Raw genomic sequence first — 6,329 nt, forward strand, 5'->3', positions numbered from 1 at the left:
CACCCCCGGATGACGCCGGAAGGCCCGGAGCAAGGAGCTGCTCCGGGCCTTCCGGGTGGTACCAGGTGGTTCGGGCGCCTCGGCCCGGACCGGGGTGGGTCAGTCCAGGTAGTCGCGCAGCACCTGGGAACGCGAGGGGTGACGCAGCTTGGACATGGTCTTCGACTCGATCTGGCGGATGCGCTCACGGGTGACCCCGTACACCTTGCCGATCTCGTCCAGCGTCTTCGGCTGACCGTCGGTGAGGCCGAAGCGCATCGAGACCACGCCGGCCTCGCGCTCGCTCAGGGTGTCGAGCACCGAGTGCAGCTGCTCCTGCAGCAGGGTGAAGGAGACCGCGTCGGCCGGCACGACCGCCTCGGAGTCCTCGATCAGGTCACCGAACTCGCTGTCGCCGTCCTCGCCGAGCGGGGTGTGCAGCGAGATGGGCTCGCGGCCGTACTTCTGGACCTCGATGACCTTCTCGGGGGTCATGTCGAGTTCCTTGGCCAGCTCCTCCGGGGTGGGCTCGCGGCCCAGGTCCTGGAGCATCTGGCGCTGGACGCGGGCCAGCTTGTTGATGACCTCGACCATGTGCACCGGGATGCGGATGGTGCGGGCCTGGTCGGCCATGGCGCGGGTGATCGCCTGGCGGATCCACCAGGTCGCGTAGGTCGAGAACTTGTAGCCCTTGGTGTAGTCGAACTTCTCGACCGCACGGATCAGACCGAGGTTGCCCTCCTGGATCAGGTCCAGGAAGAGCATGCCGCGACCGGTGTAACGCTTCGCCAGCGAGACCACCAGGCGGAGGTTGGCCTCCAGCAGGTGGTTCTTGGCCCGGCGGCCGTCCTCGGCGATGATCTCCAGCTCGCGCTTGAGCTTGGGGGCCAGCTTGTCGGCCTGGCTCAGCTTGTCCTCGGCGAAGAGGCCGGCCTCGATCCGCTTGGCGAGCTCGACCTCCTGCTCCGCGTTGAGCAGCGGGACCTTGCCGATCTGCTTCAGGTAGTCCTTGACCGGGTCGGCCGTGGCGCCGGCGACGGCGACCTGCTGGGCCGGCGCGTCGTCCTCGTCGTCGTCGGAGAGGACGAAGCCCTCCGACTCCTCCTCGGGCTCGCCCGCCTCGGTCTCGGTCTTGGCACCGGGGGTCGCCGTCTCCTCGAGGAGCTCCTCCTCGCCGAGCAGCTCGTCCTTGTCGGACTTGGCGGCGGTCTTCTTGGCGGCGGTCTTCTTCGCGGGAGCCGCGGCCTTCTTGGCCACGGCCTTCTTGGCGGGTGCGGCCACGGCCACCTTCTTCGCCGTCGCGGGCTTCGACTCAAGGCCCGTCGGGTCGCCGAGCGACGCCTCGACGGTGACCGAGGTCACGGCAGTGACGGCCGCGGGCGACACGGACGCGGCGGGCGCGATCCGCACGGGCGGCCTGGTCTGGGCAACCGGGGTACGCGTGGTGACGGCCTTGGTGGCGGTGCGCTTGGTGGCGCTCTTGGCTGCGACGCTCTTGCGCTTGGCGGCGGACGGCTCGGCCGCGCTGACCATCAGGTCCACCCCTTCCTCAATCAGAACCTGGTTGAGGCTGCGCATGACGTTCTTCCACTTGGTGACCGGGATCTGGTCCGCCTCGAATGCCTGACGCACGTCGTCACCGGCGATCTGCCCCTGGGCCTTGCCCCGCTCGATGAGCGCAAGCAGGGCTGCGGACTCTGCGATCTCGGGGGGGAGCGAACGGGATGTGCTGGCCGACACGAACAACCTCTCGGACGAAGAGTGGACTCGAACCCGTACCGGACCGCCCGAGAGGGCGAGGAAGGAGCACGTGCCGTAGGGCACGACGTCGGTTCCGACCGGCTCGGACTTGAGGACTGGGGTAGCAGGACGCTGGGTTTGTGGGACGGCAGCAGCGCCGCAGACCAACACAGCATTCTGACATGGCGCGGGTATTCCGGAGCTGCTTCCGCTCCGTACACATCGCTGCCGCTCCCCAAGTGTTACGCATGCCGCTCGTGGCACAGGTCACACGCCACCCCGGCGGGGCCGGCTCACGGAGCGGCAGGCCCTCCGGGGTGGACCGCCGGCGCGTGCTGCGCGGGTGTCCGGAGGGCCCTGCCCGCTCCCAGCGAGTCCGTCACAGTCCCCGCTCAGTGCTCACGCGGCGCCGGCACCGAGTGTTCGACGTCGGGGTGCACGGTGAGCAGGGCGCGCATCGCCGCCTCCGCGGCCGTGCCGTCCCCGCTGCCCAGTGCGTCGACCAAGCGGGCGTGCACGCTAACCGAGCTGTCCGAGGGGCGCTCACAGGCGGTGGCGGGACCGCCACTGACCTGCAGCGCCACGGCCACGATGCCGGACAGGTGCTCCAGCATCCGGTTGCCGGCCAGCTGCAGGACCAGGCAGTGCAGCTCGGCGTCCGCCCGCGAGAAGGTGATCAGGTCACCCTGGGTCGCGGCGTGGTTCATGATCTCGGTCATCTCGACCAGCCGCTGCTGGACGTCCTCGCGGCCGTGGCCGGCGGCGAGGCGAGCGGCGAGCGGTTCGATCGCCCAGCGCATCTCGAAGAGCTCGCGGCGCTGCTCGTCGCGCTGCGGGCCGAAGGCGCGCCACTCGATGATGTCGGGGTCGAGCAGGTTCCAGTCGCCCACCGGACGGACCCGTGTGCCGACGTTGGGGCGGGCGCTGACCAGGCCCTTGGCCTCCAGGACGCGCAGCGACTCGCGCACCACCGTGCGCGACACCTCGAAGCGCTGGCCGATCTCCTCGGGGACCAGGGGGCGGTCGGCGCCCAGGTCCCCGGAGACGATCATCTGGCCGAGCTGCTGGACCAGCTGGCCGTGCAGGCCGCGGCCCCGGCTGCTGGTGGTCTTGCGGCCGACCCGGGCGAGATCACTCTCCACCCCGTCCCAGCGGGGGATGGGTGGAGTGGGCCGATCGGCGTAGGAGAAACGGTCGAGCTCGGCGGTGCCGGGCACGCCGGCCTCGGCGGTGCGGGCGACGGTCATGGCGGGGTGCGCAAGGGTACTCACACCTCCTTTGTCGGCGATGCGCGGCCCCGGCTTGAGGATTCTCGTGAAAAGCACACGAAAGGGTGATCGCCCATGACCGGATAATTGACTTCTTATCAGGAAGAACGGGCCATTCCGGTCAGGGGCGGGTGGGAGAGTGGGAAAGCCCGGCGCGAAAGGCCCGGATTCAGAACGAACGACGGCGCGCCTGCACCAGCAGGCAGGCCGCGAAGAGCAGCAGGGCCGGGGCCAACGGCTCGGCCACGGCGGTCACCTGGGAGACGGCGAACGGCGAGGCGAGCGAGCCGGCCCGGCGCAGCAGTTCCAGCACCGAGGGCACGATCAGCGCGCTGACCAGGGTCGGCAGGGCGGCGACCAGCAGCAGCCCGGCGATCGCACTGCGGGTCAGGGCAGTGGCCAGCACGCCCGTCCAGCCGGTCGCCACCGTCACGACGAGGAAGGCGGCCAGCGTCAGCAGCAGGTGCCGGTCCGCGCGGATCAGGTCCGGCGCGAGGCTCCGCGGCGTCGAGGTGCCGGGCGGCAGGGCCGACCAGGCCGCCACCGTGTCGAGGAGCAGCGTGAGGACGGCGAGCACGGCCGCCGCGGCGCCGATCAACACCAACTTGCCCACCAGTAGCCGCAGTCTTGCGACCCAACGGACCTGAGAGGCCGTCAGACCCGGGCGGCGGACCTCGTCGGCGGTCGCCAGCGCACCGAGGACACCGGCGGCCAGCGCGGTGAGCTGGACCGGCAGCCGGGGAACGGCCGCGGTGACCAGGCGGACCGCCTCGTCCGGCGACAGCACGCCCGGCGCGGCCTGGCGGGCGCCGAGCGCGGCCACGGCGGCGGACGCGCAGAGCGCGCCCGCCAGGATCAGCCAGGTCGAGCGGAGTCCCAGCAGTCGTCGGCGCTCATAGGCCAGTGCACGCACGGGGTCACCCGTTCCAGTGGTCGGGCCCGGTCAGGGGCGCGGGGAGGAGGACGGTGTCGCAGCCCGGCTGCACGGCGGGCAGCACCTGGGTCTGCCGGCCCGGCTCCGGCAGGTCCGGGGCGAGCGTCGGCGCGGGGTCGGCGGGCGCGGGCACCGGCTCCCGGCCGGAGGTGGCGGGCGCGGGCGCCGCGGTCCGTCGCACCCGCACCGCGGGGAGGGCCGCGGTGCGGGCCGGGGCGATCCGCGGCACCCGCGGGGCCGGCTGCTCGACCACCCGGTCGGCGAGCTCGTGCAGCAGGATGCCGCTGCGGTAGGCGAGTTCACCGATCTCGGTGCGGCCCAGCCCGCTCACCGCCAGGCCCGCGCCACCGTCGCGACGCACCTCGGCCCCCTGGGTCACCAGCAGGTCCGCCAGCCGAGCCATCTGCGGACCGCGGACCGCGACCTCCGGGTGCAGTCGGGTGCGCCGGAAGTCGTCGACCGACTGGTCGGCGACCACGCACCCGTCGTCCAGGGTCACGACGCGGTCGGCCAGCAGGGCCGCTTCCTGGGGACTGCGGGTGGTGACCACCACCGTCCCTCCCCCGGCCGGGAAGGCGCGGACGAAGGCCTGCAGCCACTCGGCGTTGCGCGGCGAGAGGCGCTCGGTGGGAGCGTCGAGCAGCAGGGCGCCCGGGTCCGCGAGCAGCGCCACCGCGAGGGCCAGCCGACGGCTCATCCCCGGGGAGAAGGACCTCAGGCGGTGGCCGGCCACGGTCGCCAGCCTGGTCTGCTCCAGCAGTTCGTCCGCGCGGCGCGGTGGGACGCCGACCGCCGCGGCCAGCATCCGCAGGTGGCCGCGGGCCGTGCGCCCCGGGCTCCCCGAGCTCGGGTAGGCGGTCGGCAGCACCACGCCGACCTCCCGCTCGGGGCGCCGCAGCCGCCGGTAGCTGCGCCCGTCGAAGAGGGTCACGCCCTCGCCGCGCTCCAGTTCCAGCATCCGGCGCAGCGCCGTGGTCTTGCCGGCCCCCTCCGGGCCCAGCAGGACGGTGACCGTGCCCGGGCCCGCTTCGAAGCCGAGGTCGAGCAGTGCCGGGCGACGGCCGCGCTGGTAGACCTTGGTGAGTCCGATGGCCTGGATCATCACTTGCTGCTCCCACGCTGGGCTGCCCTGGTGTGGCGGCACGGCCGCTCCGGTCTCAGCACCCTAGGACGCGTGGTGGGCGATTACGGGCATTGTGCGGGCGGCACGGGCCTCGCCGCCCCCGGGCTCACTCGATCAGGGGACAACCTGGCCCCAGGCGGTCCTGACCGCTTCCGGCGCCGGGGCGCCGGGGGTGCCCTCAGGCCTCGGGGCGCAGCATCGGCGGGTTCAGCACGGTGGCCCCGCCGGAGGTGAACAGCTGGGCCGGGCGGCCGCCTTGACGGGTCGTGGTGCCGCCGGAGGGGACCAGGAAGCCGGGGGTCCCGGTGACCTTGCGGTGGAAGTTGCGCGGGTCCAGCACCACGCCCCAGACCGCTTCGTAGACCCGGCGCAGCTCGCCGACGGTGAACTCCTCGGGGCAGAAGGCGGTGGCCAGCGCGGAGTACTCGATCTTCGAGCGGGCCCGCTCGACGCCGTCGGCCAGGATCAGGGCGTGGTCGAAGGCGAGCGGTTCCTGGTCCGCCCCGCCCGGGCCGAGGAGTTCGCCGACCGGCGCCCAGCGCGCGCCGCGGGCGTCACCGCCGGGCTTGGGGGTCGGCAGGTCCGGAGCGAGCGCCAGATGGGCCACGCTGACCACGCGCATCCGCGGATCGCGCTGCGGGTGGCCGTAGGTGGCCAGCTGTTCGAGGTGCGCGCCGGCTGCCGCCTGGCCCGCGCTGGAGTGCGCCCGCAGACCGGTCTCCTCGGCCAGCTCCCGGGAGGCCGCCTCCCCCAGGCCCTCGCCGGGGCGCACGAAGCCACCGGGCAGTGCCCAGTAGCCCTGGAAGGGCGGCTCGCCCCGGCGCACCAGCAGTGCGCAGAGCTCGTGCTCCCTGACCGTCAGCACCACCAGGTCGACCGTGACAGCGAACGGGGGAAAGGCCGACGGGTCATAGCGCGACATGACGCCGATCATAGTCGTCCTTCTGACGATAAACACGAGGTCGGCGAGGACAACCGGGACGGGAGGGCCGGGAGTGGGCGGCGGGCCCGGTCGGCCCTGGCGTTCGACGCGGGCGGGGTCGTCAGCGGGCCCCCAGTTGCAGCTCCGGGGACGCCTCCTCCACCACGGCCACCCCGATCCGGCTGACGCGCACCGAGAAGGGTTCGCCCGCCACCCGCAGGCCGGCCAGCTCGAGCTCGCCGAGCGGCGCGGTGCTGGCCGGGCGGACGACCACGCGCCGCGCGGGCACGTCGGGGCGCACACCGGCCAGCGCGAAGACCGCGTGCGCGGCGGCGGCGGCCGAGCCGGCCGCCGCGCGGCAGG

5 protein-coding genes and 1 pseudogene are annotated in these 6,329 nt (G+C 73.2%); all 6 read right to left on the reverse strand.

The window, feature by feature from the left end; translation table 11 throughout:
- Window positions 1-99 precede the first annotated feature (99 nt).
- Window positions 100-1,725 (reverse strand): RNA polymerase sigma factor, encoded by a 1,626-nt coding sequence (locus ABD323_RS26265; protein WP_344444437.1) that lies wholly within the window; start codon window positions 1,723-1,725, stop codon window positions 100-102.
- Between the two features lie 386 nt (window positions 1,726-2,111).
- Window positions 2,112-3,044 carry a FadR/GntR family transcriptional regulator gene (locus ABD323_RS26270; protein ID WP_344444438.1) on the reverse strand — a complete coding sequence of 311 codons (933 nt, stop codon included), beginning with the start codon at window positions 3,042-3,044 and terminating at the stop codon, window positions 2,112-2,114.
- Between the two features lie 112 nt (window positions 3,045-3,156).
- A complete protein-coding gene (locus ABD323_RS26275; RefSeq protein WP_344444439.1) occupies window positions 3,157-3,900 on the reverse strand; it encodes a hypothetical protein in 744 nt (247 codons plus the stop codon).
- Between the two features lie 4 nt (window positions 3,901-3,904).
- Window positions 3,905-5,023 carry an ATP-binding cassette domain-containing protein gene (locus ABD323_RS26280; RefSeq protein WP_344444440.1) on the reverse strand — a complete coding sequence of 373 codons (1,119 nt, stop codon included), beginning with the start codon at window positions 5,021-5,023 and terminating at the stop codon, window positions 3,905-3,907.
- Window positions 5,024-5,222: 199 nt separating this feature from the next.
- Entirely contained in the window at window positions 5,223-5,966 is a 744-nt protein-coding gene (locus ABD323_RS26285; protein ID WP_344444441.1) for an NUDIX hydrolase, read from the reverse strand.
- A 121-nt stretch (window positions 5,967-6,087) separates the two neighbouring features.
- A pseudogene (locus ABD323_RS26290) lies at window positions 6,088-6,329 on the reverse strand (glycogen debranching N-terminal domain-containing protein); the annotation flags it as partial.

Source organism: Kitasatospora nipponensis (assembly GCF_039528135.1).
Lineage (GTDB): Bacteria > Actinomycetota > Actinomycetes > Streptomycetales > Streptomycetaceae > Kitasatospora > Kitasatospora nipponensis.